Origin of the sequence: Stenotrophomonas sp. LC732 (assembly GCF_052446685.1) — a bacterium.
GTDB lineage: Bacteria > Pseudomonadota > Gammaproteobacteria > Xanthomonadales > Xanthomonadaceae > Stenotrophomonas > Stenotrophomonas muris.
Window position 1 is genome coordinate 4,826,851 of record NZ_CP199214.1, and the last position, 25,647, is coordinate 4,852,497.

A 25,647-nucleotide genomic window follows, 5' to 3' on the forward strand; every position below is an offset into this window, starting at 1 on the left:
AACACCGGCGCACGCAGCGAGGACTGCACATGACACGAAGAATCATCGACCTGGACACCGTCCAGCCCAACGGCAAACGAGGTGAGACCCAGCGGCCGGCATTCACCAAGATCAACGACAACTTCGCCGAGATCTACGCTGGTCTGGACGACGCGCAATCGGCGCTCATGCATCTGGAAGGCCGCATGGCCGGAAGGAACCCGCTCATCAACGGCGACTTCCGGTTCTGGCAGCGCGGTGCAGCGTTCCCTGCATCCACGGGCTCTCGCTACATCGCTGACCGCTGGGCGATCAATGCCATCGGCACCAGGGTGGCTGCCTCACGCGAGGATGTGCCTCCAGGCGGCGGCCAGGGAGGGCGCCTGCTGGCTGGGTCGTGCCACCTGCTTCGGCTGGAGGTGCAGAGCGTTGCCGGTGCCGGCAACATGGCGCTGGTCCAACAGCGCATCGAGGATGTCCGGACACTGGCCGGGCGCACCGTCACGATCAGTTTCAAGGCGCGCGCCTCGGTGGACGACTTCCGCATCGGCGTGGAGTTGCAGCAGTCCTACGGAACGGGTGGGTCTACCGCGCGCGACAGCATCGGCGCCTCGGTCGTGCTCGATACGCTGTGGCGATGGCACCAGGTCACCGTGGAAGTTCCCGGTCTTGCCGGCAAGACGCTGGGCCCGGACAGCTACCTGCAACTGAGCTTCTGGCTGGACGCAGGTGCCGATTTCGGCGGCCGCGCGTTCGCCGCCGGGCAGAAGAGCGGCAGCGTGCAACTGGCCGAAGTGCAGATCGAAGAAGGCGATAACGCCACCGACTTCGACCGCCGGTCCGAAGCACTGGAGCTGCTGTTGTGCCAGCGCTACTACGAGACGGTGGATGTAAACCGGATCATCGGCATCACCTACACCGCCAACGGCGACACGCGTGCGTGCATCCCGTTCAAGGTGCGCAAACGCTCAGCGCCCAGAATCTCCTCGCCGTCCACCGCGCTGAACCTGGTGGGCTTCGGCAATGCCGGCAACCTGGTCAACTTCGACGGCGGAGCGCCCAGCTGGCAGTCCACGGTTGACGCGGCAGTCATCGCCTCGATGCCGAACAACATGCAGCTCTGGGGCGCGGTGGTGGTGTGGTCGACCACCTCGCAGGTGCTGGTCCAGGCCGATGCGGAGCTCTGAGCCATGACAACCCCCGCTCCGCAGGCGCCAAAGCACGCCTGCTTCACCACCACTGCTTCGCTGCGCCCAGGCCACCACGTCATCGTACCGTGCGGCCAGGAACGGTACCCCGTGCCACCCCCTCTTCCCAATGCCGCACAGGAGAACACCCCATGATCACCGCCGATGCCCAGCAGCTTGAGCCGGGTGGCCGCATCACCGTCTATGAACTCGACGCCAGCAGTTTCGGCGCCGACAAGCTCTTCTTCCACGCGCACCTGCAGAGTGGCCTCATCTGGTGGCAGGGCCAGGAATATGGCCCCTGGCCGATCGAGGCCAGCGGCTTCGAGCGCACCAGCGACCAGCCGCCGAACCCGCGCCTGCGCGTAAGCAACATCGATGGCCGCATCACCGCCATGTGCCTGTTGTTCGATGACCTGGTCGGTGCACGCATCATCCGCCGGCAGACGCTGGCCAAGTACCTGGATGCCGCCAACTTCGAGGAAGGCAATCCCAGCGCGGATCCTGGCGAGCACTTCCCTGATGAAGTCTGGTTCATCGAGCGCAAGATCGGTGAGGACAAGCAGATGGTCGAATTCGAGCTGACCACCGCGATCGATCTCAATGGGCAGCAGCTGCCGGGCAGGCAGATCATCGCCGGCATGTGTGGCTGGCTGGTGCGTGGCGGTTATCGCGGCGCGTACTGCGGCTACAACGGTCCAGCGGTGGCCGACAGCGACGACGTCGCCACCGATGATCCGGCGCGTGACCAGTGCGGCGGTCGGGTACGCAGCTGCAAGCTGCGCTTCGGCCAGGACAAGCCGCTGCCCTATGGCGGCTTCCCCGCCGCGGGCCTGTTGCGCTCCTGATCGATCCCCTCCCGAATTCCACTTTCCAGGCCCGCCCGCGCGGGCCTTTTTCATGGGTGAAACATGCAACCGACAACCCTGCAGGCCATCCAGGCGCACGCCGTGGCCGAGTACCCGCGCGAATGCTGCGGGCTGATCGTGGCCATTGAAGGCCACGAACGCTATCTTCCCTGCCGCAACGTGGCCGCCACGCCCAGCGAGCATTTCCGCCTGCCCGCTGAGGACTATGCCGTGGCCGAGGACAAGGGCGAGGTGCTGGCCCTGGTGCACAGCCATCCCGATGCCGCCGCAACGCCGTCCGACGCCGATAGGGTCATGTGCGAGCGCAGCGGGCTGACCTGGCACATCGTCAGCGTCGGCCAGGTAACAGGCGAGGCACCGCTGTGCGGTGATCTGCAGACCCTGCATCCCACTGGCTACATGGCACCGTTGGTCGGTCGCCAGTTCGCCCACGGTGTGCTGGACTGCTACAGCCTGGTCCGCGATTTCCACGCACGCGAACTGGGCATTCCGCTGTCCGAGTACGAACGCCAGGACGACTGGTGGAGCCACGGCCAGGACCTGTACAGCCTTGAACGGCTGCACGCCGAGGGCTTCGACCTGATCGAGGGCGAGCCGCAGCGGGGCGACATGATCCTGATGCAGATCCGCTCGCCGGTCACCAACCACGCGGGCATCTACCTCGGCGACGGTCAGATGCTGCATCACCTGCATGGGCGCCTGTCCGAGACCGTGCCGTACGGCGGCATGTGGGCCGAGCGCACCCGCTGCATCGTCCGCCATCGCGGGGTGCGACATGACTGACCGCCTTCGTACGATCCGCCTGTACGGCAAGCTGGGTGCGCGCTTCGGGCGCAGGTTCCGGCTGGCGGTGAACAGCCCGGCCGAGGCGGTGCATGCACTGTGCACCATGCTGCCAGGATTCCAGCAGTACCTGATGGGCGCAAAGGCCAAGGGCATGGAGTTTGCCGTGTTCAACGGCCGGCAGAACCTGTCGCGGGATCAGCTGCACGACCCGCCGGGACAGGATGACATCCGCATCGCGCCGGTTCTGGTGGGCAGCAAGCGAGGGGGCGTACTGCAGACGATTGTGGGCGTCGTCCTCATCGTTGTTGGCGCCGTGGCATCGGCATGGGGATATGGAGCGATCGGCCAACCGATGATGAAGCTCGGTGTTTCCATGGTGATCGGCGGCATCACCCAGATGCTCTCCCCCCAGCCAAAAGGCCTGGGTGCCAAAGACACACCCGAAAACGCGCCCAGCTACAGCATGAACGGCACCGTCAACACGCAGGCGCAAGGCAACCCCGTGCCGGTCGCCTATGGCGGCCATGACACCAAGGGCATGTTCATCGGCTCGGCCGTGATCAGCGGCGGCATCCTGGCGGAGGACCAGTTTTGAATCAGACCACTCATCCCACGCCGCGCACGCGCGGCGCAGCCACGCCAGTGCTGGCGGGTGCCAAGAAGGGCGCGAGCAACGCCCGAACCCCGGTCGAAACCGCCGACAGCCTGCACTCGATGGCGGTGGCCCGCATCATCGACCTCGCCAGCGAGGGCGAGATCCGTGGCCTGGTTGCCGGCAAGCAGTCGATCTACCTGGACCAGGTGCCGATCGAGAATCCGGACGGCACGCTGAACTTCTCCGGCGTGGACGTGCAGACGCGTTCCGGCACCCAGGACCAGGAGCACATCAGCGGCTTCCCCTCCATCGAGAACGAAGTCGGGGTCAACGTCGAGCTGCGCAGCGATGCGCCGGTGGTGCGCACCGTATCGGGTGCCGATCTGTCAGCCGTCCGTATCCGCTTTGCGGTGCCGGCGTTGCAGAAGACCAACACCGAGAACGGCGACACTGAAGGCTACCGGATCATGTACGCGGTGGATCTGTCCACCGACGGCGGCCCGTTCAGCACGGTGCTGACCGATGCCTTCAGTGGCAAGACCACCAGCCAGTACGAGCGCAGCCGCCGCATCGATCTGCCTGCCGGCAGCCAGTGGCAGGTGCGCATCCGCCGGCTGACCGCCAACGCCAACAGCAGCACCATCGCCGATACCATCAACGTGCTGTCGATGACCGAGATCATCGATGCCAAGCTGCGCTATCCGAACTGTGCGTTGGCGGCGGTGCAGGTTGATGCCAGCCAGTTCCAGAACATTCCCACCCGGTCCTACCAGCTGTGGGGCCGCATCGTACGCATCCCCTCCAACTACGATCCGCTCAGCCGTCTCTACAGCGGTGTGTGGGACGGTACCTTCAAGAGTGGCTGGACCAACAATCCGGCCTGGGTGTTCTTCGACATCGTCACCAACGATCGCTTCGGCCTGGGCCATCGTGTTCCGCTGGACTGGGTGGACAAGTGGCGGCTGTACCAGATCGCGCGCTACTGCGATGAACTGGTCAGCGATGGCCAGGGCGGCAAGGAGCCGCGCTTCACCTGCAGCCTGTATCTGCAGACCCGCGCCGAGGCCTACCGCGTGCTGCAGGACATCGCCACCATGTTCCGCGGCATCAGCTTCTATGCGGCGGGGCAGGTGATGGCCTCGGCCGACATGCCCAAGGACCCGGTGCTGACCTACAGCCAGGCCAACGTCATCGAAGGGCGCTTCCACTATGCCGGCAGCAGCCGCACGGCGCGGCACACGGTGGCCCTGGTGTCGTGGATCGATCCGGACGACTTCGGCCGGCAGAAGGTCGAAGTGGTGCAGCACCTGCCTGGCGTGGCCCGCTACGGCATCAACCAGACCGAAGTGACGGCGGTGGGCTGCCACTCGCGTTCGCAGGCGCAGCGCGTGGGCAACCACATCCTGCATACCGAGATGCTGGAAACCGAGACGATCAGCTTCTCGGTGGGCCTGGATGCGCTGGGCTGCATGCCCGGTGATGTGATCCAGGTGGCCGACCCGAACCGCGCCGGCCGCCGCAATGCGGGCCGCATCCGTAGTGCGGGCACGCGCAGCCTGGTGCTGGACCGCATGCCGGAACAGATCGCGGCCGGTGACACCCTGCGTGCCACCCTGCCCAGCGGGCAGACCGAAGCACGCACGGTGCAGTCGGTGGACGGCGAGACGGTGACCGTCAGCGCGCCGTGGTCGGCGGTGCCGGTGGCGCAGTCGGTCTGGGCATTGGAATCGCCGGAGCTGGCCCTGCAGCACTATCGCGTGCTGTCGATCAGCGAAGGCGAGGACCTGACCTATCAGATCACCGCGCTCAAGCACGTGCCGGGCAAGTACGCCGCCATCGACGATGGCACGCGCCTGGAACAGCCGCCGATCAGCATCATCCCGCCCAGCGTGCAGCCGGCACCGGCCAACGTGCGGATGGCCTCGCATGTGGTGGTCGACCAGGGCATCGCTACCTCCGTGCTCACGATCGAGTGGGATGCTGCGGACAAGGCGATCGGTTATGACGTGGAATGGCGCCGTGGCGATCTCAACTGGGTCCGTGCTGGCCGCGTCGGGACGCAGAGCCTGGAAGTGCGGGGCGTCTACGCAGGCGAGTATCTGGCCCGCGTACGCGCGGTCAATGCGCTGGGCGCGGTGTCGCAGCCGACGCTCAGCATGCTCACCACCATTGAAGGCAAGACGACGCCGCCCCCCTCGCTGGCATCGTTGACCAGCACTGCCCGCCCCTTCGGCATCGCACTGTCCTGGGGCTTCCCCGCAGGTGCAACCGATACCGAACGGACCGAACTCTGGTACAGCACTGGCCCCAATCGCGAGAGCGCGATCAAGCTGGGCGACTTCGCCTACCCGCAGGCCCAGCACCAGATGAACGGCCTGGCCGCTGGCGCGCGCTTCTGGTTCTGGGGACGGCTGGTGGATCGAAGTGGCAACATCGGCCCGTGGTATCCGGCGCAAGCCGGGGTGATGGGTGAGTCCAGCAGCAACCCGGATGACTACGACGCCTACTTCGCCGGCCGCATCAACGAAAGCGCGCTGGGCCAACAGCTGAAGGGCAAGATCGAGCGCGTCACCCAAGTGCTGCCGCTGGTCTGGGATGCCGAGGCAACCTACAGCCCAGGGCAGACCGTCATCCACGACGGCAGGATCTGGAGCTGGCAGGGCGCCGCTGCAGGCAACGAGACGCCGCCGGGCAGCCACTGGAAGAACATCGGCGACGCGATCGCCGAGGCGGGTGCCATCGTCGGCCGTGTCGACCAGCTGGAAATGGACGTGACCGACGTCGATGGCAAGGTGGCTGCGCAGGGGCAGAAGGTCGACGGCCTGTTCGCCCAGGTCAGCGACCACACTGCCGGCGAGGAGGACTACAACGTCGGCGAGAACGATGTCAGCGCCGGTGCCATCACCGTCTACAGCGTGATGGCCGAGAAGGACGCGGCACTGGCTAAGCGCGTGGACACGGTCGAAGCGTCCATCGAAGGTGTTCCAGGCAAGATCGAGGGCGTCAGCGCCGCGGTCCAGCAGGTCTCGCAGGCCGTGGTCAACCTGGATGGCAAGGTCAGCGCGACCTATACGGTCAAGGCGCAGATCACCAGCGCCGGGCAGATCTACATGGCCGGCATGGGTCTGGGCGTGGAGCAGCAGCCAGATGGCAGCTATCAGAGCCAGATCCTGATGCAGGCTGATCGCTTCGCGCTGATCAACACCAACAGCGGGCAGGTCAGTGCGCCCTTCGTGGTGCAGGGCGGGCAGACCTTCATCAGCCAGGCACTGATCGGCAACGGCTGGATCCAGAACGCCATGATCGGCGACGTGATCCAGTCCAATGCGGTTGGTGCCGGCGGGCAACCGCGATGGAGGCTCGACAAGAACGGCACGCTGACGATGAACGGCCCCGAGAACGGCGGCCGCCTGACCATCAATGACAGTGTCATCCACGTTTACGACAGCAACGGCCGCGTCCGCGTCCGCATGGGGATCTGGTAATGGCAACAGGTATGCAGATATTCGGCCCGGATGGGCAGATGTGGTTCGACACCAATGATCGTGCCGGCAAGATCATGGGCACTCTCTCGGTCGTTGGAAGCTCGTCCAGCAGCGTGGGCCTGGCCGGCCTGGGTGAGCCATTTGCCATCCTGCCCAGCCCTGGCTCCGACAGTTGGCAGGACCAGAATGGCAATCAGTTTTCCGCGCCTGCGCTGGGGTACATGTCGTTTGTCGACGGCGGCAATACATTGCGGATGCAGTTCACGTTCTCGCCGATTGCCAACCCGACTGCTTCCATCTACTACGGAGTCTTCTGATGTCTGTTGGTCTTGAAGTCACCAATGACAGCGGCGTTCCGGTTCTTGTGAACGCACATTCCTTCGTCTTCTTTTCGATAGCCAAGGGCACGCAGTCCATTGCAAGCAATACGTCCGCCTATGGCGCGAGCGGGTTTGTAAGCCTTCCCGCACAGAGCGTGCCGTACCTGGTGTTCATCCGCTGCAATGGCGGATCCGCACAGGTGATGTCAGCGCTGAATGGCTTTTACTGGAGCATGGGGCAAGGGACCACCAGCTTCGAGTGGTGGGCATGGGGGCGGGCGGTCAACAGTGGAAGTACAGGCATGCAGGTCTACAACGCCGACGGATCCATCCAGTGGGATATGTCAAACCGTCCACTGCGCATCGCTGGTTTGGTCGATAAATCGGGTGGAAGTGTTCCAGGCTTTACCGAGATGTCCACCGACAATGTGAGGCAAGGGCCACTGTTCAACGGTCCTGGTGAGAATCTCGCCTATCTGATGTCCGACATTGGACTGTGCCATGACATCTACGCCTACTACGGAAGTGGCCCGACCATTCGCGGCAACATGCGCTATCAGCCGTACATCAATACTCCAAATGCTTCGCAGGTGCGATTGAACTACTGCAGGCGTAGAGAGAACCGTCAACGTTCGTTGAGCGGCGCGTCCTACCAGAGTTTCACGGGACAGTTGCCGAACTTCCTGATTGCCGCACACACCTACTAGCCTGAATCAGGCCCGTGCAGGCGGCCATTTGAGCCGCCTGGGCCTAGACTGCGCCCCTCCTACGCTCCTCGACGACGCACTGCAGTGATCACGCCACCCTGACCCTTGCCGCACATCGGCAGCCGGCCCGCCCGGCTCAGGATGGTCGGCCTGCTCGAATCGATGATGACCCTGCAGATCGTCGAGGACATCACCGAGACGCCAGCGAGCGCAACCGCGAATGCGTCGGCCAGGGCGTGGCGAATACGGTCACCGGTTTCCTCGGCGGCATGGCCGGCTGCGCGATGATCGGCCAGTCGGTCATCAACGTGACGTCCGGTGCCCGTGGCCGCCTGTCCTGCCTGGTGGCCGGCGTGCTGCTGCTGGTGCTGGTGGTGTACGGCAGCGACCTGGTGCGGCAGATCCCGATGGCCGCTCTGGTGGCGGTGATGATCATGGTCAGCATCGGCACCTTCAGCTGGCGCTCGCTGCGCGACCTGCGCACGCATCCGCGCAGTTCCTCGGCCGTGATGCTGCTGACCGTGGTGGTCACCGTGGCCACCCACGACCTGGCCAAGGGCGTGCTCAGTGGCGTGCTGTTGTCGGCGCTGTTCTTCGCGCGCAAGGTTGGCCGCATGCTGGATGTGCAGCGCGAGGATGTCGCAGACACGCAGGTCTACCGCGTACGCGGGCAGGTGTTCTTCGCGTCCGCCGGCCAGCTGGGCGCCGCGTTCGACTACCAGCATGTGGCGCCGAAGGTGCAGATCGACCTGCGTGATGCCCATCTGTGGGATCTGACGGCGGTGGCCGCGCTGGAACGCGCGCAGGAAAAGCTGGCCGCGCATGGGGCGGGGGTGACGGTGGTGGGCCTGAATGCGGCCAGCCAGACGTTGATCGAACAGGTAGGCGGGCGCGGAGGCGGGCATTGAGGTTCCAGCGTCCGCGTCTGAGACGACGTGCACGCATTCTGAATCCAGTCAGGCACCTGAAACCGGCGCCGTCGTAGCATTGCCCGCGTGATGGGGCCGATGGACGGCCCCTCCTTGCCGGCACCCGCTGGCGACACGCAAGGGAGAAACTGGCAATGCAGGCATTGGGCGCGCTTGGGCGCAGCGAACGGGTCGGCGTCGGCCATGGGTATTGGAAGGTGCTGGCCCTGTGCCTGGCGCTCACCGCATGCCAGGCGCCTTCTTCCCAGGCATCGACCGAAACGGCGGCCCCCGCGTCGATTGCTGCGGCATCGCCGACAGCCCCTTCCGGCCCGGCATCGGCAGATTCCCTCCACTACCCGGATGCGTCCTATACCGACGGTCGCCTGCGCCCAGCCTATGGCTGGTGTGTGGATGGGGTGGAAGATGCAGGCAAGCTCCAGGCCTGCGGCAAGGACGAACTCGCCTACCAGGAAGGGCGTCTCGAAGCGGCGGCCAGCAAGGCGCTGGCCGGACTCGACGGCGCTGCCCGGACGGCATTCCAGGCCACCCAGGCGAGCTGGCGCAGCGATACAGACCGTTATTGCCGCGATGTCCCCAACAGCAGCGTGCAGCAGCTGCAGGGCGCGCAGGAATGCCGCCTGTACCGTGTTGCCAACCGTGCCGACCAGCTGCTGGCGCAGAGCGCGCCGCCGGATACCTCGTATACCCAGGCAGCGCTGCGTCCGGAATACACCCGTTGCGTGCAGGACGCCCGCGGCATGGACGACCAGTTGGAAGCCTGCGATACGGCCGAGCTCGCCCATCACAAGGCGCTGCTGGAAGCACAGGTCGCGCGACTGATGGACGGCCCCGACGGCCCGGGCAAGGACCGCTGGATGGACGAGCAGGCCAACTGGGCTGCAGACACGGACAAACACTGCAGCCAGGCCACTGACAGCGTGGGCCCGGCGTTGGATGCACAGTCGTGCCTCATCAATCGTTACGCCAACCGTGCGGTGGAACTGCAGAAGGGCGTGTTGGCGCGATGATGAGCCTCGATGGCGGCATTGCAGGGGGCCTCGACGCCGATCCGAAAGCCCGTCTGCTGGCAGGGCAGCGGAATTGACTGCGGTCAAGCCTTCAAGATGTCCTTGAAACGGCAGTTTCGTTGAGATTCGTGAGCATTGGGCATCATGTGAGCGACCTCAACATACGAATTCGCGAACGCGATCGCCAGGACGTTGCGCCGTGCAGATTGCAGTTGGGACAAGGTGCACACATTCTGAATCCAGTCAGGCATCTGAAATCCACGCTGGCGTAGCATGCAATTCCCGATGGGGCCGATGGACGGCCCCGCGTTGACGGGCCACGTGCCTGGATGCCAAGGAGATGCAAGCAATGCAGGGAACAAACCACCTTCCAGCGGCCCCCCGCGAAACGTTCGGCAGGGCCGGGGCCATCGCGCTTGCGCTGGCCCTGGGCCTCAGCCTGGCAGCATGCCAGGCCAAGAGCCCGGAGGCGGATACGGCAGTTGCCCCCGCGGCCGCCGCGCCCGCCACCGCATCGCCGCCCGCCACTGCAGAGCCTGCACGCGCCGCACCTGCCACGACAGCGGCCGATGCCGATGATCAGGACATGCCGCCGCAGCGCCCGGATGATTCCTACAACAAAGCCACGCTGCGGCCGCAGTACGCCACGTGCGTGAACTCCAGCGGCGGCGAGACCCCCGCACTGCAGGCGTGTGGCGATGAGGAGCTTGCCTGGCAGGAGCAGCGACTCGAGCAGGCCTTCATGAAGATCGTCGACGGTCCCGATGGCAAGGACAAGGATAGGCTGATGGACGAGCAGGCCGCCTACATGTCCGATACCAATCGCTACTGCAGCTGGAACCCTGCCGAAGACGGGCAGGGGCAGATGCTGGACGCGCAGTCCTGCCGGATCAATCGCACCGCCAACCGTGCCGACGTGCTGCAGGCACTGACCTCGAAGTAATTCCCCCGCAAAGGAGTGCAGGAAAATGGATGTTGTGACCCAGGCAAAGCAGGCAATGGACAACTGGCATCGCGGCCAGACGTCGGCGCACTTCGAAACCGGAGGTCGCGGCCCCGGTCACGTTTCCACCGGCAGGGGCGACCATGGCGGCGTGTCGTATGGCAGTTACCAGTACGCCACCAACGTTGGCGGCGTGGATGAGTACGTCGCCGCCTCGCGCTATGGCAACCGCTTCAACGGCCTGCAGGCAGGAACCCCGGCCTTCACCGAACGCTGGAAGGAAGTGGCGGCCGCCGATCCGGCAGGGTTTGCCAGGGACCAGCACGACTTCATCCAGCACAAGTACTACGACGTGCAGATGGGCCGCCTGAAGGATGTGGGCATCGATCTCTCCGGCCGTGGTGCGGCCGTGCAGGATGCGCTGTGGAGCACCTCGGTGCAGTACCGCGGCATGACCCGGTCGGTGTTCCAGAAGGGCCTGCAGCAGGCCTATGGCGAAGACTTCAAGCTGACTGAGCTGAGTGACGAGCAGATCGTCCGCGCGGTGCAGGACTACAAGCACGCCAATGTGCAGGTGCACTTCCAGAGCTCGCCCACCCTGTGGGATTCGCTGCGTGATCGTGCGCTCACCGAGAAGACCGCACTGGTCGGGCTGGCGCGCTACGACCAGGTCAACCACAACCCCGAGGCTTACCGGGGCAAGGATTACCAGCAGGTGTTCGGTGAACCTGAGCCCGGCCAGCGCGGCCAGCGCGGCCAGCGTGCGGCGGCATCGGCGATGGCCGACGGCGTGCTGGCACCCGGCGAGCGTGGTACCGAGGTCCAGGCCCTGCAGGCCAAGCTGATCCAGGCCGGCCATAGCGGTCGCAACGGGCAACCGCTGACAGCCGATAGCCACTACGGTGCCAATACCGAGCATGCAGTGCGCGAGTTCCAGCAGGCGCATGGGCTGACCGTCGATGGCAAGGCCGGCCGGCAGACCCTGCAGGCCCTGGATACGGCGGTACGCGAGCACACGCCGGCGCAGCCTGTGGCACCGGCCACGCCTGCACCGGTCACTCCTGCTGCGGCACCCGCACCCGCGACTGCGCGGGAAGCCGATGCCGCCGCCGCGCCCGGTGGCCAGCGCATCGTCGTGGTCGAACCCTTTGGCAACGGCAGCAGCAACCGCACACTGCGCCATGGCACCAGTGGCGAGGATGCCTATCGCGAACTGAAGATCCATCACCCCAACACCAATGCCGAGGCCGTGCGCACCGGCAATGCCGCCAAGGCTGACCGCCCGTCGGCCATGGTCGAGGGCGAACTGGAAACGGTACGGACCCGCGGTGATCGCAACGGCATCCCGCTGGTGCACAAGGATCTGATCCTGAGCAATGCGCGCGGCGATCGGGAGGTGATGATTCCCAATCCGGTCGCCGGGTATGTCCAGGTCAACAATGACAAGTGGAATTCGATCAGCATCTGGAGCCATCCGGCCGGGCATCCGCAGCGCGAACTGGTCGGGCAGGTGCTGCACGGTGCGCGTGGAACCACCCCTTACAAGACCGGTGATTTCGTCGAGTACGGTGCGCCGTTGATCCGCCAGTCCGATGCCGGTACCCCGGGTGCCGTGCACGCTCATATCGAGCTCGAGCCCGATCAGTACCGCAGGTTCCTGGGTGACATGCTCAACGACCGCATCACCCTGGGCGGCAAGGTCCACGCGCAGGGCCCCGAGGCCGCGCAGGCCGCACGCAGTGCACAGCAGGCGCCGATGGCCGATGGCGTGCTGAAGCAGGGCGAGCGCGGCGATGAGGTCAAGGCCCTGCAGGGCAAGCTGGCGGCGCTGGGCTACGCCGGGGCCGACGGCAAGCCGCTGCACGCCGATGGCGTGTATGGCAAGGACACCTTTGCAGCGGTCAAGCAGTTCCAGGCCAACAATGGCCTGGACGACGATGGCAAGGCCGGCCGCAGGACCCTGGCGCAGGTCGATGCCCCCAACGCGGTGAAGGCCGGTATCGCGCCGGCGGCACCGGCCCAGGCCGAACCTGCAGCGCCGGCCAGCATGCGCGACGCCGGGCATGCCGACAACGCGCGCTTCGGCCAGGCTTTGGACAGGCTGCAGGCGCTCGAACAGCAGCGCGCCCAGGCCGGCCTGAAGCCGCTGTTCGCCAACCCGCAGGAAGCCGAACGAGCGGCTGGCCAGCTGGCCTACGAAAGCAAGGTGTCCGGCATGCGCCAGATCGACCATGTCGTGGCCCGCCCGGACGGCACCGGCCTGTTCGCGGTGCAGGGCGAGCTGGGTGACCCGGCAGCGCAGCGGACCTTTGTCGACCGCCAGCAGGCGGTGTCGCACTCGGTCGAGGCCAGCAGCCGGCAGAGCGAAGCGCTGGACAGTCAGTTCAACCAGCGTGCGCAGGAACAGCAGCAGGAACAGGTTCGCAACCGCGGGTTGTAAGCCACGCGGTGTCCCCGGGGCCGGTCGAGCGGCCAGCCCCGGAGCCACCCGTCGCCATTCAGCCGTCCGGTGTAAACTATTGATCTCACTGGCAATGCCAGTCTCCGCGATCAACACCCCGATGCCGTCCGCCACCGCCCGTTACGCCGATTCCCTGCGCCTGTCCGTTGCCCCCATGATGGATTGGATCGACAACGTTGCTGTGCAAAGGTTTTGAGGGTATTGGCACAATATTGGCACGTGCCAGCTGCATCGCCTCCAAAAAAAGCCGCCTTTCGGCGGCTTTTTCTTTGGTTCACGATGCGCGTGCCTTTCGTTGTTCGTCCCACCAATCGGCTACGTCGCGCGTGTCGTAGACCTCCCCGACACGGGGTGGCAAAAGACCCGCGCTGTGCTTGTTGGCCATGGTCTTCATGGTTGACGACGGGAAGAAGGCGTCACGCAACTGCTCGACAGTCAGGGTTGCCCCGAACTGGCCGAACAGCATCCAGAACGTGCCGAACCCACCTCCACCTGCCGTTCCGGGGGCTGCCATCAACCTGTTCCCCCAACCAGCCGCAGCTGCAGCTGGGGTGCGGGCGCCGGCATAGGCATGGCCGGTTGCACTGCCTGCAGGCCGTGTTGCTTGTGCCAATGAGCCCAAGCCAAGTCGAACGACGGATGCTTTGCAGTGGTGCTGCAACGGCACTCGATCAGGTGGCCGCCGCCCGCGCTCTCACGGCGTAGATCATGGACGTACCTGGCTTTATGGCCCGCCGCGCAGGCGGGGAGGGCGCGCGGCGGTGCCTTCTGCTGCTGTGTCATGCGGCGGCCCTCAATTCTCGAATGAACTGCCGTGCCTTGGGTGGCGGGCGGCGAGGGCGGCCTCCAGCATGGCGCGCACCATGGTCGGGATATCCACGGCGCCATCGATCCCGTAGGCCGTCAGAACGCCGATCACCTTGCTTTCGCAATCGCTAACGCCTGCCAGTGTTTCACGCGTGGTTGCCTGCAGTGCGGCCATGACCATCGCGTCGGTTACCAGCGCATCCCCCGGACCACCCGGGGAGGGCTGGGCGGAGAGGGCGGCTCGCCAGCACTTCCACGTCAGCTGGCCGAGCGGGTCGGCGTACATGTTCGGATGGTCTGCATCGCGGTCCGTGAGGATGTTGCCGCCTCGGTAGCTCTGCGCACGCGCCCACCCCTCAAACCGCGCCCGCTCGGCAAGATCCACCAGCTTTACCCTCCCACCGGGCTGCACGTCCGCCAGGGTCTTATTGTCGGTGGTCATACTGCACCTCCGGCGCGGCGCACGGCCATTGGGGCGCGGCGACGCAGCGCCTGCGGGATCTGACCCACGGCCAGGCCGGTGCGCCGGCGGCGGGGGGGGCGTGTCTGCCACATCTTGAGCATGGTGGCGCCAGCGACCGGCAGCAGCACACACATGACCAGCAGTGCGACGAAATCAGCCATTGGCCACCTCCTGCGCGGCTTGGGCAACCACCTTGGAGCTGGCCTTCGCACCCGGAAGCATGTTGGCTACCGCGAACGGAAAGGGAAGCCGGTCAGCGAATGCGGCCAGCTCGGCCGAGATCCAATCCGCCTCGTCAGAAAAGTGTTCATTTCCCCTGGCCAGAATCCATCCTGCTGAGCTGCCTTTCCGCCGCTCGAACACGCGCTGGGCGACCTTCTGCCCGCCCATGTCCAGTTGGGCGGTGGCGATCACCTGGTTGTGGGTGATCCGCAGTGTGATGGTGGCGCTGCAATCGCGGCCTTGCGCCATGTCAAATCCACACATTCCCCCAGCCGTGCTAGCCTTTGCCACTGGTCCGGTGTCGGAATCCTGCGGAAATGCCTTGGTGTGGTCGGTACTGCCGATCATGTCGTGCATGGTTCTCTCCTGAACTTCGTTGGTGGATGGCCTTGGGGTCAGAGGTGGTGCTCTGCCCGCCGGACCGCTGTTGCGCTTACTTCTTGAATACCCAGCACCTCACGGTGCTGTGTCGGATGCGGCTCCTGACCGCCGAAATGCGAACGAGCCGAGGGCAAGTTCGGACGGCGTCAAGAAGCGGCTTGCCCGCCGGCAGCTGCACCCCCAAGCGGCGTGCTTCCGTCCTGACTTCCGGCATGCAAATGCCAAGGTGATCGGAATCACCCATGTGATCGCCGACGCCCCGCGACGTCAGCCCTCGCGCGACCACATGCCAGAATGCGTCCAATACCGTGACGTGCTTCGAGCCGGTCATTTTTTGAATACCCAGCAGCGAACGGCCACGCCACCGCCGGTGCTATTGGTTTTGATGGCGCTGTTCACCGTCAGATTCGCGTCGACCAGCTTGTAGCGGCGCGAGTCTCGCAGGTACGCCCGCAGCAGCTTTAGATCCGCCACCGGTTGGCTGTGGTGCGCAGCCTTGGCGATGAAATCGTTCAGATTGATGGCAATGCGCTGCGGGTCGCGGGAGTGATTGACCACTGGCCGCTCACCGTTGCCGAGGCTTTCCAGATACTCGTAGGCTTCCCAGAATTCATTGACCAGGGGATGGTCTGCGCTGACGGCCGATTGGCGCTCCATCGCCATGGCAACCAGCGCTTGGCGTGTAGCTGTTACCAGCTCTTCGGGAATGTCGATGACCAGGCGCAACCCATCGAGCATGGCAAGCATCTGCGAGTGGTTCTTGATGATGCGCTCCATCCGCAGATCCTTGTTGTCGCGCAGCTTGGCCTCATAGAAGCGCACTCGCTCGCCGAACTTCTCCATCACCTGTGCCTCGGCACGTACTGCCTTGATGAGAAAGTGGCTCAGATCTTCGACCTGCAGGGCATTTAGGTTATCCGCTGCCTGCCGGCTCTCCGTCGTCGCGTTGGGCTTGCGGAAGTGCAGCTTGACGATGCGCGTCATGATCGCCTCACTGGCATCCACGGCGGCGTTCTGGCTGATGACGATCGTGCCTCGGAAGGGTGGCTCGTAGGTTTCATTGCCACCGTTGCGCACGCCACGCGTGGCCAGCGTGCCGCCACCGTAGTAGTCCTTCAATTCGTCCCACTCAAACGACTTCGCGTGCGCCTTGTCCGGGGCATCGCGGTCGGCTTCAAGCAGCACCACCGGCATGCCCGAGGTTTGTCCCATGGCGCGGGCGCGGCCGGCCTTGGATGATTTGGCGGGATCGAAACCCTCGTAATCGCTGCGGGCGAGCAGCTTCCAGAGGAACGTCAGGAGCGTGGTCTTACCGGCACCGGCCTCGCCGGTAGCCTCCAAAAACGGGAAAGACTTGTGCGCGCTGCGGATCTGGTTGGCGAAAAGCGAGCCAAACCAGAACGTGAGTGCCACCATGCCGTTCGTGCCGAAGCAGATCCACAGCCACTGCAGCCAGTCGGTTCGGTAGGCTTCATGATCGCGCTGAATGTCCATGCGGATCGAACGCTGCGTGGTCTTGATACGCAGTTTGGGGAACTCGAAGTAGTCCTCGGCGTTGGCCAGGGTGACTTCACCATTGCGCACGGCCAGGTCGCCGAAGATGTACGCCTTGTGGTCCGGGCTGTAGCCGACGAAATCGACCGTGGCCACGTCCTTGATGCCAAACGTCTGCGCGTCCATCACGCGGTCCAGTTGTTTCCCCGTGCCGCTGAACAGCGCGCCCTGCGCAAGACTTAGCAAGCGCTTCTTGAACTCGGTGGCGCTGGCGATCTGAGCGCCGGTAAAGGTGCCCTTTACCGAGGGCGCATCGTGTGGGAAGTCCACGCGGAAGAAGTACCAGCTCTCGTCGGTGGCTTCGTGCTTCTGGAAGTACAGCGCCTCTGGATAGCAGTTGGCGATCTGTCGAACGGACGCGCTTGCGCGTTGGATCTTGGCCAGCTCCTCATCTTCCAGCTCATCTTCGCTGGCCAGGTCGCGGTCCCCGGCGCGCTCGCGGCACAGCTTCTCGTAGCGCAGCGCGTCGAACTCGAACCAGTACAGGCGCGAATTGTGTTCAAGGTGAAACTCGGTGTTCTTCTCGCGCTCGTACATGATGAGGCCCTTGTCCATGGCGGTGCGCGCCAGGAGCAGCGCGCCGTTGTGCAGTGCCAACTCGATATCGGCTTGCCACTGGCTGTCGCCGTCTTCTGCAGCCTGGGCACGCAAATGCAGGTCGTTCCAGTCGGTCTTCCTCTCGCCGGTCTGCTCGATCTGTGCCGCCTTGCAGCGATACCCCAGCCTTTCGGCGCGGCGCACATGCTTGGCGGTGTAGCCACGTGCCCCGGGCTCGTTGTCCAAGGCCCACACCAGCACCGGTAGGTCGTTGGGGCGTGCATCCCGCAATTCCTTGAGAGACAGTTCGGGATAGGCGTTGCTCGACATGGCGGCCACGGCGCAGATCCCGCGTTGCAGCAGGGCGATTGCGTCGAAGATTCCCTCCACGATCCACACTTCGCGGGCCGTGCGCAGCTGGTCGCGGGCAGCCGCGCCCCACCACACCCCGGCGTAGCTTTCGCCTGGGGCAAAACGGGCTTTCATCTTCCCGAACCGGTGCGGGCGGTCGATGAGACGCTCCCACCAGCCGCCCTTCACCAGCGGGAAGCGCACTGTGGCCGTACCTTGGCGCTTGGCGCGGTCGTAGTAGTCCTCCTGCGTGTAGAGGCCCTGCAGCGGTTTGATGTTGAAGCCGCGGCCGGTCGTCAAGTAGGCGTCAGCGGCGGCGTGCGGTGCCTGCGGCGTCTGCGGATTGTGCTTGGAATAGTCGTCGAACAGGTCGTCGTAGAGGTCGCGCACGCGCACCTCCTGTCCGCACTTTGCCTGACGGCCGCAACGCAATACCCACGGCGTGAGGTGGCTGGTGTACAGCTCCTTCTTGCCGCAATGAGGGCACTTGCCCCCGCGCATGTACGGCGTGCCGACGCGGTGTTTGAGTCCGTAGTCGCGCTCGATGCGCGACAGGACCTGCTGGCGGATCTCTTCCTGCATGCCGGTTCAGCCCTGGCAAGCCGCAGCTGCGGCGTAGTGGTGGTGCATGGTTCTCTCCTGGCACCGTCGGCAGCGGTGGTGCGCTGCCGGCGATGCGGGTGTGGTCGGCTTACGGGGTACTGACTGGTGACGCGGGGGCGTGCATGGCTCTCTCCTTGCGACCCATGGCGGCGGTGGTGCGCCGCCTCGGGCCTATTCGTCTGCTGGCTTGGACCGGGTGAGAATTCCCCGAAGGTCGTCCCTGATGTACTCGGCCACGGCCGAAGTGTGGTCGGCAGTGATGCCCAGCACCTTGGCGGCCTCAGCAGGGAGTACGGCGATCAGCTCGACGGCGTAGGAGATGCGCCACAGGCGCGTCACGTCGTCGGCGCTGATGAGATGGCCATGCGCCTCGGTAACGGCCCGCGAGGGGTTCCGGTGCGGTGGCGTGTGCCCGTTGTGACTGGCCATCAATTCACCCCGCCCGGATAGCTGTCACCGGTGCGCAGCCAGTCGAAGAAACGGTCGGCCTCGCCTTTGGCGAGGAAGTACACAACGGTCCCGGTCTGGATGCCTTCGTTAGCGGCGCGCTGCACATTCCGCGAGTTGTGCGCGGAGACGGTTGCGGCGGTGTCGGAATCGATGTGTATCAGGGCCAAGTACAGCACTCGCCGCTGGTCGAAGGAGGCGCGAAGGCCGAAGCCGGGGATCTGCGTTTCCAGAACAATGACCGGGCGCAGCGCCTCGGTCGGCATCACGACATTTGCGGGGGACATCAGTGCGCCCCCTTGCTGTCGTCCTGGTGCGCGCCCCTGCGGGCATCGCACTGTGCCGTGTAGGCCATCAGCACGTCGCCCAGGGTGATGGCGAGCGGGGACATGCCTACGCCGACCAGTCGGGCGATGAACGCCTGATAGTCCTCAGAGGGCCATGCGAGGGTGTCGGCGATCAGGCCGAGGGTAAGCGAGAGTTGACGCGCGGAAGCATTGCCGGGCGTGGAAGGGGCGCCATGGGGCATGGAGACGTCTCCTGTATCCGAGGTGTGGCCTCGGCGAGACGTTTTGAGTCGTCGCGCCGAAGGTGTCGGGAGGCTCAAAACCGGGATACAGACCGGCGGGCAGTTTTCCCCTTGCGGGTGTTGTATGGCTGCCGCCCTCCCGACGCAGAAAGCGTCGGTGCGCTCGTTTTGCAGGCGCAAAAAAACCGCAATGCTGACGGGCGCGGTTGCCGCTGTATCCTCGGAGTTTTGAGTCTCCTTGCGGCAAACTCTGCTCCCTGCCTGCGGGGAAGTCAAGGGGGAATGGCGGAAAGTGTGGAAACGAGATTCAGCAACACGCAGGCTCATGCGGACACCCGCGCATCGACAGTTGAGGTCAGTTGCTGGTAGTCGCCACCGGCGGCAATGTGGGCCTCGACCAAGGCGCGCAGTTCGGCCGCATTGCGGGATTTTTCCGCGTACGGCACGTACTCAACACCGCTCGGGCTGGTGACGAAGTTCGGTTGTGTGGCGGTGGACCAACCGTCACGCTGAGTTTTATGTCGCATCATGCGCAGCACTTCCTAGCCAGCGGCCAAAGCCGCCAGGTCATTTCGTTGTGGAAGGGGAAACCGTGATTCAGACGGCGGGCTGATCGCTACCGCCGGGTGGTGCTTCGTCTAACGAGTCGATCCAGTCGAGCTGTACCTCGCCCCGATCCTGTTTCCAGCGCTGTTGCAGCAAAGTGCGCTGGTAGCCGGGCGTCGGTGGCAGTTCGCATGCGGGTGCGCTCGGAAGGCCGCTCGGGCTGGCGACGCTGGTCAGCTCTGAATTGCCAGTGTATGTCGCCCCGCACATCGGATTGGGACACACATAGGCATCGGTTCGCAGGAACTGGTGCTGCAGCGCACTGGTGCGCTTCACCAACGGCGCCTTGCAGGCTGGACAGCAGAACACAGCACGCTGGCCAACGGCGGCGCTCATACCTTGCCCCGAACCTTGGATGCCCGCTTGGCGGCCGTGCGCTTGGGGGAGGCCTCGTTTGTCTTGCCACGCCCTGCGGTCAACTGACGGGATTTGGCGGGAACTGTGCAAGAATTGGGATCGCGCTTGATGCCAAGCGCGACAGCCGCTTCATGCGACTTGCCGAAGTTGCCTTTGCCGACACCGCGCAGCGCATCGTTAACCGCGTGCCGGTCGAGGTTGTTCTGCCGAGCAAAGGCGACGACGGTGATTCCCATGTTGCGCAGGTGCTGGCGAGCTTCCTCCGGCGTACGCAGTTTCTGGCGATTCGTGCGGCGTGTGGCAGTCATACCGATTCCCCGTGTTAAGCGAACAGTGAAAGATCTTTCACTATCTTCGGTGAAACATATTTCACCTGTCAAGGAGGTTTGAGCGTGAGTGTGGGTCTTAGGCTGAAGGAAGAAAGGAAGCGTCTGGGCCTTACCCAAGAGGCCATGGGTGTCGCGTGCGGAGTCACCAAGCGCACACAGATCTTTTATGAGATGGATAGTGTGGGAGCCAGCGCGGCTTACCTCACCGCCGCCTATGAACTCGGCGTCGACGTGGTCTATTTGCTGACCGGCACCCGCGAGCGCCTGGCCGAAGCCGACGCCGCTCTGCTCGATGCGTGGCGCAGTGCGTCGGCTTCGGCACGTGCCGCCGTGATGGCCGCGCTGCGCGGCGTAGCGCCGGCGTCGACCGCAAGCGCGGCTCGAACCTCCTTCGAGAACACCAGCATCGGCCAACAGATCAGCGGCGATGTTGATCTGCGCGGACAAAAGATCGTTGTCAAGGCTCCGAAAGGATCGAAGAAAGCCGCCCGCTGAGGCTCACCCCACATCGCATTCAGGCCGCTAACTCGCCCGTACAGGGCGCCGGTAGGGCGCGGTTTTCGATGTGAGGGAATATGGGTTGCAGCAGTGATGTGAAGCGTGGCGAGGTGGTGTGCGTGTGCGGCGGGCCCACCGTGTTCGAGGGGGCCGTGATTGGCCAGGTGTTTACCGGCGATGTGCAGATGCAGTGTCCGCATGCGCACCACCACCGCGCGCAAGCCGACGAACGCGAACGGGCGCCCACGGAGACGGGGCGCCCTTTGTCGACAGCATTGATCGCGCTGGCGATCTGGCAGGCCACTTACCCGGCGGCAGTGGTTGCGGATGACTGCGGATCTTCGCTCGCGCATGCCGCCATGTTCTTCTCCGCAGGCGCGCTCACGCGCTACTTCAAGCCGAGACTTCTGCGCTGGATTCGCCGCCGCGCTCAAGCTCCAGCGCGGTAACAAAGCCGCCGCCGCCGTCGACGGTGTGCGTAGCCTTGGACACCAGCCAATCGGTGCCATCGATTTCCGGTTTGAAGCCGCTCACCGTCACGGTCTGCTCTGGGTAGATATCGGCACGCCCGAGCGCGAGGCGGTAGCTGAGCTGGGCAGTGCCGCGATCAAGCCGTTTGAACTCCGCCTCAGCATGCTGGCGCGCTTCCTCCGCAGTGCCATACGTGGGCTGCAGCTTCTTCTCGTTCTCTGACGTGCCCACCAGCACACCGGTGCGACGTGCGGCCTTGCGGTCGCCCCAGTAGGCCCGCACGCCCGTGTACTTCTCGCGGTCAGCGACGGTGTAGCGGTGTTGATCGCCGGATGCGCGAGTGATCTGGACACCGGGCAGCGGCTGGCCGCTGGCGGTAGTGCCGGCGCCGATAGGCGCGAAGATCAGCGCGCCGCCTTTCACCGTGGCCACTGCATCAAAACGCTTCCCCAAGCGCGTCAGGAGATTGACATCGCTCTCGTTGGCCTGGTCAAGATGCGGGATGCGGACAGACGCAAGGTTTGCGGCAATGGCCGGGCGCAACGAATGCTCGGTGGCGATTGTGCCGAGAATGTCGCCCAGGGTGGCGTCATGCCAGCTGCGCTCGCGGCGGCTGCGGACAGCACCGGTCAGATCCGCCGAGCGAGCGCGGATGGAGACGATATCGGGAGCGCCGCTGTGCTCCACGTCATCGACCACGAACGTGCCCTTATCGAACAATCCGCTTTCGCGCCAGCCGATGGCCACCTGCAGCGTGACGCCGCGTCGCGGTAGCGCCACGCGCCCATCATGGTCGTGCAACCGCAGATTCAGTTCGTCGGCTTCGTCGCCCCGGCTCTCCGTCAGCGACAGGTCCAGCAGGCGCGGCGCGAGGCGGTCGGTCAGATCCTGCCCGTCCAGCACCACTCGCCATGCGGGGATCGGGTACGGTGTCGCCCTCATGCGACCGCCTCGGTGGCGCCGTCGTCGTCGCGCTCCAACTGCATCTGAAATTCGATCAGGCGCGGCGTGCCGTCGGGAAAGAACTCCTTGCGCGTCTCGCTCAGGCTGACCAGCAGATAGGCGCCATATACCCGCCCACTGCCCTCCACCAGCGCCTGTGGCTTGCCCTGGTCGCCCAGCTCCCGCAGCGTGTCGAGCACCTGCAGATCGCCCACCAGCTCGGCGGCGATGGTGCCCTGCAGGGTGATGGTGTCGTCGCCTGGGCCAACGTACTGACGGGCCGGGCGTGCGCCCAGCCGGTCGCTGCTGGCGTGGCGCCACGTCATCTGCCGCTGCAGCTGCTCATAGGCCGCTGTGGAGAGGGAGAACACAAACGTGCCGTAGGTCATCATCATGGCGGCGTGCCTCAATCGCTCAGACGGGAGCCACGGCGGCTGGCCCGCTCGCGCTCAATGGTTTCAATGGTCTGGCGGACCAGGTCGGCGATGGCCTGGCCGTCGCTGCCCGGTGCCGCTGTGATCTGGATCGTGTAGCTGTTGCCGCCTGCGGCGCCCGTGGCGGCCTGCGCGGCACCCGGCGCCACTACCGGGCCGGCGCTGGCCATGACGGGCAGCGCAGCGGCGCCGAGGGCGATTCCTGCGCCTGCCTGCTTCATCCGGTCGCCCAGGGTAGCCACCTGCGACAGCGGCTCGCCCTGGCTGCGGTCGAGACCCCCGGCCAGGCCCTGCATGGTGAAGTCACCGAACTGCGCGAACACCCGCGATGGGCTGTGGATGCCGAGCATGCCCTTGAACTTGCCCACCACGCCCGAGGCGACGCCGGCGACGGCATCCATGGCCGCGCTGCCTTTGGACACGATGCCGTTGACCAGGCCCTGCACCATGTCGATGCCGGCCTGCATCATCTGCGCCGGCCAGCCGAGCAGGATCTGATTGACGGCTGCCCACATCGCGCTCAGGCCCGAGCGGATCTTGTCGCCGTTGCCGGTGAACAGGCCCACGATCAGATTCCACGCGCCCTGCAGGTACGTCCACGCACCGCCAACAGCGTTCTGGATCACCGGCAGGACGGTGGTAAAGGCGCTGACCAGCCAGCCGATGGCCTTCACCGCCATGCGCAGGTTCACCGTCAGCACGGTGCCCAGGATCTGGCCGAACCCGCGCCCCGCATCGGTGGCGCCCTGCAGCTGCTCGCTGGTGGCCTGGAACGGGGCGAACAGCTTCATCACCCAGCCCCACGCCTGGCTCATCGCCGAGGACACCATGTCCCACACCGGGCCGAGCGGTTCGAGCGCGGTGGCCAGCTCCGCCATGATCGGATTGACCACGTCGAGAATTCCCTGCCAGGTGCCGATCATGAATGCCTTGATCGGCTCCCAGTATTTCCACACCAGCGCTGCCACCACGCCGATGGCGGCGCCGATGGCCAGCACCGGCAGGCTGATGCCGCCGAGCAGTGGCAGCAGCATGCGGCCGACGTTGAACAGCATCGGGAACGCGCGCCCGCCGAGCGAAAGCACCTGGCCCACCAGCTTGCCCAGGCCACCGCCGCCGCTGAGCAGCATCACGGCCTTGTGGATCTGCGTCAGCGCCATCGCGCCGACACCACCTGCGACAACCAAGCCGCCGAGCGCAGCAGCCAGCGCGGTGCCGCCGATGGCCAGCTTGGCGATGGTGGCCACCAGCTGCGGGTTGTTCTTGACCCACTCGGCCATGCGGTCGGCGACCTTGGCCACGCGCGCAGCCAGTTCCTTCACCGTGGGCAACAGGGTCTTGCCGATGCGCTGGGACAGCACGATGGCGCTGTTCTTGAGCAGGATCAGGCCATTCTCGGCCGTGCCGACACGGGCGGCGTACTCGGCGTTCATCGATCCGCCGTACTTCTGCTCATCGGCGACCTTGCCAAAGTTCTCCTTCAGCAAATCGAGGTTGGTCAGCAGCGGCGCGATCGCGCCGATGGACTCGCGACCAAACAGCTGCGTCATGGTCGCGGCCTGCTCGGCCTTGGGCAGCTTCTTGAGCTTCTCCAATACATCCAGAATGGCGCCGCCGGCGTCCTTCTGCATGGCTTGGGCCAGATCGCCAGAGCTGAGGCCCAGCTTTTTGAACGACTCCACCTGCCGCTTCGTTGCAGCATCGCCCGAGGACAGGGTGAGCAGCATGTTCTTGATGCCGGTGGCAGACACCTCCGACTCGATGCCCATGCCGGCGACGGTGGCGCCCAGCGCCGCCAGCGGGCCGCTACCCAGGCCGGCGACCTCGCCAAGGGCACCGATACGGTTCACCACCTCGCTGATCTTCTGCACGCTGGCCGGGCCGGTGTTGCCCAGGTAGTTGATCTTGTCGGCCAGCACGACAACGTCATCCTGGCCCATGCGGAACGCGGTGCGCCAAGTAGCCATCGTCTGGCCGGCGTCTTCGGCCGTGGTATCGAACGCCACACCCATCTTCGCCGCGTCCTCGGCGAAACGGGTCAGCTCGTTGCTGGCGATGCCGGCCTGGCCGGCGGCGGCGACGATCTTGGCGATGTCGGTGGGCACCATTGGCAGGCGCCGCGACAGCTCCTGAATATCGTTGCCCATCTTCTCGAAGCCGTCCGGCGTGTCGAAGTCCACTACCTTCTTCACGTCGGCCATAGCCGACTCGAAGTCAATGGCCTGAGCGATGGGCAGGACCTGGGCGCGCAGCGCGCCGAACGCGGCCAGTGCGACACCCGCACCGTGGGCTGCTGCATTCATGCCGGCGCTGTGGATCTTCTGGCTACGGGCCTTTGCTGCGTCAAGCGCAGCCAGGCGAGCGCGCTGCTGCTCCATCTGCTGCGAGGCGGCGGCGATATCCGTGCGCAGCCTGCGCTCATGCGCACCGAGCTGGCGCGTGCTGATGCCGGCCCGATCCAGTCCCGAGCGCAGCCGCTGCAGCTCAACCTGCTGCTGTTTCTGCTGGGCGCTCAGCTGGGCGGCGGCCGTCTTGGCCTGGCTGAACTCGCGGCTCAGCTTGCGGGTGGGGGTGCCAGCCTCCCTCATCTGGCGGGCAAGCGCCGCCACGCGCGCCTGCGCCTGTTGGTAGCTCTGCTCGGTACCGCGCAGCGCCTGCTGCTGCTGGCGGTAGGCGCTCACATCGCGCTGGGCGCTGTTCAGGCGCCGGAGGGTGGCTTGCTGCGCCTGTAGGGCCGAAGCCAGCCCCTTGCTGCCGGCCATGACTTTGCGGAAGGGAGCGGTGGCCTGATCGAGAGCCTGCAGCACCACCTGCAGGCGAAGGTTGCCGCCGCTCATGCGACGAC

Annotated in this window: 26 protein-coding genes and 1 pseudogene; 13 read left to right on the forward strand and 14 right to left on the reverse strand. The window is 65.3% G+C overall.

Annotated elements, in window-relative coordinates:
- Positions 1-29: 29 nt before the first annotated feature.
- The 11 genes and pseudogenes from ACT6SE_RS22695 (at position 30) to ACT6SE_RS22745 (ending at position 13,250) form a co-directional block, all read left to right on the forward strand.
- Complete coding sequence (locus tag ACT6SE_RS22695) at positions 30-1,166, forward strand: hypothetical protein (RefSeq protein WP_046428065.1); 1,137 nt, start codon at positions 30-32, stop codon at positions 1,164-1,166.
- Between the two features lie 152 nt (positions 1,167-1,318).
- On the forward strand, positions 1,319-2,014 hold the full coding sequence (locus ACT6SE_RS22700; protein ID WP_014645608.1) for a phage minor tail protein L: 696 nt from the start codon (positions 1,319-1,321) through the stop codon (positions 2,012-2,014).
- A gap of 63 nt (positions 2,015-2,077) precedes the next feature.
- Positions 2,078-2,818 carry a C40 family peptidase gene (locus tag ACT6SE_RS22705; protein ID WP_032956266.1) on the forward strand — a complete coding sequence of 247 codons (741 nt, stop codon included), beginning with the start codon at positions 2,078-2,080 and terminating at the stop codon, positions 2,816-2,818.
- Entirely contained in the window at positions 2,811-3,416 is a 606-nt protein-coding gene (locus ACT6SE_RS22710; protein ID WP_041862966.1) for a tail assembly protein, read from the forward strand. The genes ACT6SE_RS22705 and ACT6SE_RS22710 overlap by 8 nt, the downstream gene beginning before the upstream one ends.
- Positions 3,413-6,901 (forward strand): host specificity protein J, encoded by a 3,489-nt coding sequence (locus ACT6SE_RS22715; RefSeq protein ID WP_088375298.1) that lies wholly within the window; start codon positions 3,413-3,415, stop codon positions 6,899-6,901. Before ACT6SE_RS22710 ends, ACT6SE_RS22715 begins: the two co-directional genes overlap by 4 nt.
- The gene (locus tag ACT6SE_RS22720; RefSeq protein ID WP_041862969.1) at positions 6,901-7,218 is read left to right on the forward strand and encodes a hypothetical protein; all 318 of its coding nucleotides are present in this window, start codon (positions 6,901-6,903) and stop codon (positions 7,216-7,218) included. The genes ACT6SE_RS22715 and ACT6SE_RS22720 overlap by 1 nt, the downstream gene beginning before the upstream one ends.
- Positions 7,218-7,928 (forward strand): hypothetical protein, encoded by a 711-nt coding sequence (locus ACT6SE_RS22725; protein ID WP_041862971.1) that lies wholly within the window; start codon positions 7,218-7,220, stop codon positions 7,926-7,928. Before ACT6SE_RS22720 ends, ACT6SE_RS22725 begins: the two co-directional genes overlap by 1 nt.
- A 129-nt stretch (positions 7,929-8,057) precedes the next feature.
- A pseudogene (locus tag ACT6SE_RS22730) lies at positions 8,058-8,836 on the forward strand (SulP family inorganic anion transporter); the annotation flags it as partial.
- Between the two features lie 155 nt (positions 8,837-8,991).
- Entirely contained in the window at positions 8,992-9,867 is an 876-nt protein-coding gene (locus tag ACT6SE_RS22735) for a lysozyme inhibitor LprI family protein (RefSeq protein ID WP_014645615.1), read from the forward strand.
- 586 nt (positions 9,868-10,453) lie between these two features.
- A complete protein-coding gene (locus ACT6SE_RS22740) occupies positions 10,454-10,810 on the forward strand; it encodes a lysozyme inhibitor LprI family protein (RefSeq protein WP_065428057.1) in 357 nt (118 codons plus the stop codon).
- Positions 10,811-10,835: 25 nt separating this feature from the next.
- Positions 10,836-13,250 (forward strand): VgrG-related protein, encoded by a 2,415-nt coding sequence (locus ACT6SE_RS22745; protein ID WP_046428077.1) that lies wholly within the window; start codon positions 10,836-10,838, stop codon positions 13,248-13,250.
- A gap of 295 nt (positions 13,251-13,545) precedes the next feature.
- Here the strand turns inward: ACT6SE_RS22745 and ACT6SE_RS22750 are convergent, their stop codons facing one another.
- The 11 genes from ACT6SE_RS22750 to ACT6SE_RS22800 all read right to left on the reverse strand — a co-directional run bounded on the left by ACT6SE_RS22750 (position 13,546) and on the right by ACT6SE_RS22800 (position 20,436).
- The gene (locus ACT6SE_RS22750; RefSeq protein ID WP_061478823.1) at positions 13,546-13,785 is read right to left on the reverse strand and encodes a hypothetical protein; all 240 of its coding nucleotides are present in this window, start codon (positions 13,783-13,785) and stop codon (positions 13,546-13,548) included.
- 279 nt (positions 13,786-14,064) lie between these two features.
- Positions 14,065-14,520: a hypothetical protein gene (locus ACT6SE_RS22755; RefSeq protein WP_164072037.1), complete on the reverse strand. Its 456-nt coding sequence runs from the start codon at positions 14,518-14,520 to the stop codon at positions 14,065-14,067.
- Complete coding sequence (locus tag ACT6SE_RS22760) at positions 14,517-14,702, reverse strand: hypothetical protein (RefSeq protein ID WP_164072039.1); 186 nt, start codon at positions 14,700-14,702, stop codon at positions 14,517-14,519. Before ACT6SE_RS22760 ends, ACT6SE_RS22755 begins: the two co-directional genes overlap by 4 nt.
- Positions 14,695-15,120 carry a hypothetical protein gene (locus ACT6SE_RS22765; RefSeq protein ID WP_230548406.1) on the reverse strand — a complete coding sequence of 142 codons (426 nt, stop codon included), beginning with the start codon at positions 15,118-15,120 and terminating at the stop codon, positions 14,695-14,697. The genes ACT6SE_RS22760 and ACT6SE_RS22765 overlap by 8 nt, the downstream gene beginning before the upstream one ends.
- A gap of 351 nt (positions 15,121-15,471) precedes the next feature.
- Positions 15,472-18,168 carry a toprim domain-containing protein gene (locus ACT6SE_RS22770; RefSeq protein WP_164072041.1) on the reverse strand — a complete coding sequence of 899 codons (2,697 nt, stop codon included), beginning with the start codon at positions 18,166-18,168 and terminating at the stop codon, positions 15,472-15,474.
- Positions 18,169-18,360: 192 nt separating this feature from the next.
- Entirely contained in the window at positions 18,361-18,618 is a 258-nt protein-coding gene (locus ACT6SE_RS22775; RefSeq protein ID WP_049405145.1) for a hypothetical protein, read from the reverse strand.
- On the reverse strand, positions 18,618-18,923 hold the full coding sequence (locus tag ACT6SE_RS22780) for a hypothetical protein (protein WP_064237446.1): 306 nt from the start codon (positions 18,921-18,923) through the stop codon (positions 18,618-18,620). Before ACT6SE_RS22780 ends, ACT6SE_RS22775 begins: the two co-directional genes overlap by 1 nt.
- The gene (locus ACT6SE_RS22785; protein WP_053461901.1) at positions 18,923-19,165 is read right to left on the reverse strand and encodes a hypothetical protein; all 243 of its coding nucleotides are present in this window, start codon (positions 19,163-19,165) and stop codon (positions 18,923-18,925) included. Before ACT6SE_RS22785 ends, ACT6SE_RS22780 begins: the two co-directional genes overlap by 1 nt.
- Positions 19,166-19,488: 323 nt before the next feature.
- Positions 19,489-19,695, reverse strand: coding sequence for a hypothetical protein (locus ACT6SE_RS22790; RefSeq protein ID WP_164072043.1), 207 nt, complete (start codon positions 19,693-19,695; stop codon positions 19,489-19,491).
- Positions 19,696-19,762: 67 nt separating this feature from the next.
- A complete protein-coding gene (locus tag ACT6SE_RS22795; protein WP_080354500.1) occupies positions 19,763-20,107 on the reverse strand; it encodes an ogr/Delta-like zinc finger family protein in 345 nt (114 codons plus the stop codon).
- Positions 20,104-20,436: a hypothetical protein gene (locus ACT6SE_RS22800; RefSeq protein ID WP_065428245.1), complete on the reverse strand. Its 333-nt coding sequence runs from the start codon at positions 20,434-20,436 to the stop codon at positions 20,104-20,106. The genes ACT6SE_RS22795 and ACT6SE_RS22800 overlap by 4 nt, the downstream gene beginning before the upstream one ends.
- 84 nt (positions 20,437-20,520) lie before the next feature.
- On the opposite strand from ACT6SE_RS22800, the gene ACT6SE_RS22805 reads away from it, so the two are divergent.
- Positions 20,521-20,952: a helix-turn-helix domain-containing protein gene (locus ACT6SE_RS22805; RefSeq protein WP_239504094.1), complete on the forward strand. Its 432-nt coding sequence runs from the start codon at positions 20,521-20,523 to the stop codon at positions 20,950-20,952.
- A gap of 98 nt (positions 20,953-21,050) precedes the next feature.
- Complete coding sequence (locus ACT6SE_RS22810; protein ID WP_164072044.1) at positions 21,051-21,404, forward strand: hypothetical protein; 354 nt, start codon at positions 21,051-21,053, stop codon at positions 21,402-21,404.
- Here ACT6SE_RS22810 and ACT6SE_RS22815 read toward each other — a convergent pair.
- The 3 genes from ACT6SE_RS22815 to ACT6SE_RS22825 are packed head-to-tail and all read right to left on the reverse strand — an operon-like array spanning position 21,349 to position 25,639.
- The gene (locus tag ACT6SE_RS22815; protein ID WP_197649928.1) at positions 21,349-22,368 is read right to left on the reverse strand and encodes a phage late control D family protein; all 1,020 of its coding nucleotides are present in this window, start codon (positions 22,366-22,368) and stop codon (positions 21,349-21,351) included. The two genes, ACT6SE_RS22810 and ACT6SE_RS22815, sit on opposite strands and share 56 nt — an antisense overlap.
- Positions 22,365-22,763: a phage tail protein gene (locus ACT6SE_RS22820; protein WP_014648144.1), complete on the reverse strand. Its 399-nt coding sequence runs from the start codon at positions 22,761-22,763 to the stop codon at positions 22,365-22,367. The genes ACT6SE_RS22815 and ACT6SE_RS22820 overlap by 4 nt, the downstream gene beginning before the upstream one ends.
- A gap of 11 nt (positions 22,764-22,774) precedes the next feature.
- On the reverse strand, positions 22,775-25,639 hold the full coding sequence (locus tag ACT6SE_RS22825; protein ID WP_444811072.1) for a phage tail tape measure protein: 2,865 nt from the start codon (positions 25,637-25,639) through the stop codon (positions 22,775-22,777).
- Positions 25,640-25,647 lie beyond the last annotated feature (8 nt).